General features: G+C 44.8%; 2 protein-coding genes. Both read left to right on the top strand.

Going from position 1 to position 1,747, the window contains the following annotated elements; genetic code table 11:
- The first annotated feature begins 34 nt into the window (after window positions 1-34).
- Window positions 35-571 carry a thermonuclease family protein gene (locus tag NJ959_RS29085; protein ID WP_254015243.1) on the top strand — a complete coding sequence of 179 codons (537 nt, stop codon included), beginning with the start codon at window positions 35-37 and terminating at the stop codon, window positions 569-571.
- A 170-nt stretch (window positions 572-741) separates the two neighbouring features.
- The gene (locus NJ959_RS29080; RefSeq protein ID WP_254015242.1) at window positions 742-1,560 is read left to right on the top strand and encodes an inositol monophosphatase family protein; all 819 of its coding nucleotides are present in this window, start codon (window positions 742-744) and stop codon (window positions 1,558-1,560) included.
- Window positions 1,561-1,747 lie beyond the last annotated feature (187 nt).

Here is a 1,747-nt window from a genome sequence, read left to right as displayed (position 1 = left end):
ACCCACTCCAAAAAACCCATTCTCCCTTCCCCATATCTGGCGATTATGCCTCATTTGCTGTTGTCTCCTATTTATAGGAGGTTGCCAACCGACGAATGTATCGCCGGGTACTCCTGCACAAGTACAGCGGGTAGTTAGCGGACAAACGATGGAGGTATTGAATCCCAACCAACGACCTGCTTTAATTACACGGGTAAGGTTAATTGGTATTGAAGCACCAGATATCAAGCAGCAACCTTGGGGAGAAGCGGCAAAAAATATTATTGAGGAAACAATTGGTGAAGTTAGGGGAGAAAAACTAGTATTAAAACCTGTTTTCTTGGAATTTGATGCCCAGCGAAAAGATAGTTTCGGTCGCTGGTTAGCATATATTTGGTATAACGGCGTATTGCTCAACGAAAAGTTGGTGAAAGAAGGATACGTGTTAGCCGCAGTACGCGAGCCTAATAATAAATATAGCGATCGCTTAATCCAAGCTCAGGAATACGCCAGAATTATGGGATATGGGATTTGGAAGCCAGACAAACCGATGCGCTTGACTCCAGCAGAATTTCGACGGCAAAATCCTTAATGGTTGTTGGTTGTTAGTTGTTGGTTGTTGGTTGTTGGTTGTTGACAAGGGGGACAAAGCCAATTTTTGATAGATCTTCTGACATTGTGGTGGAGAATGTATATTATGTGACGGATAATCGGGAATAGGGAACTCTTTGCCAACAACAAACAACAAACAACAAATGACAAATGACAACGAACAAACAACTCGAAATCTTTTTAGATATTGCCACCGAAGCAGTTATGGCAGCGGGTGCGATCGTACAATCCTACTGGGGTAAATTAGAGGAAATAGAAGAAAAAGGTCGTCCTGGTGATTTAGTAACTATTGCCGATAAAGAAGCAGAAGCAGAAATTCTCAAAGTGCTGTCCCGTCATGTTCCCGATCATGACATTCTAGCAGAAGAATCTGGTCTAATCGGAAACAATCAGAGCGATTACCTCTGGGCGATCGATCCTCTAGATGGAACGACCAATTACGCCCATCAGTATCCGATGTCAACCATATCTATTGGGTTATTAATTTCCGGAAAGCCCCAGGTAGGAGCCATTTATAATCCCTTTCGCAATGAATTATTTCGCGCTGCTAGGGGTTTGGGTGCAACCTGCAATCGAAAGCCCATCCGAGTTTCTCACACCCCTGAATTAAGCAAAAGTCTGCTAGTTACAGGTTTTGCCTACGATCGCAGAGAAACCTCAGATAATAATTATGCTGAATTCTGTCACCTGACTCACCTAACTCAAGGGGTACGCCGTAGCGGCTCTGCCTCCCTTGATTTAACAGATGTAGCTTGCGGCAGACTAGATGGCTACTGGGAAAGAGGGATAAAATCCTGGGATATTGCCGCTGGAGTAGTATTAGTAGAGGAAGCTGGAGGCAAAGTCACTGCTTACGATGGGAGTCCGTTACAAATGGAGTCTGGTCGGATTCTAGCAACTAACGGTCACCTTCACGACCAACTAAGTCAGGAACTTTTGCGGACTCCACCCCTGTCAAGTTGGAGATAATTATAAGGAGCATACCTGAAAACCCCGTGACTTTCTGAGCCTGGGAACCTGATTAATCAGGATATTAAGGCAGTGATGTCTTAAGAATCCCCGTGGCTTGAGCCAGGGGAGTGTCAAAGAGACTAGTACAATTGTAAACTACCCGCCACCAAGCTGGGTACAGCTATGGTGGGGGCTTTTAAAGTCC

This window comes from Limnofasciculus baicalensis BBK-W-15 (assembly GCF_024178385.1).
In the GTDB taxonomy this organism is placed as follows: Bacteria; Cyanobacteriota; Cyanobacteriia; order Cyanobacteriales; family Coleofasciculaceae; genus Limnofasciculus; species Limnofasciculus baicalensis.
The sequence above is the reverse complement of the archived record's forward strand: the minus strand, read 5'-3'. Positions and strand labels throughout refer to the sequence as shown.

What these genes read in the sequence shown, in the direction of transcription:
- NJ959_RS29080 (WP_254015242.1), top strand. Translation starts at nt 742, where the DNA reads ATGACAACGAACAAACAACTCGAAATCTTTTTAGATATTGCCACCGAA.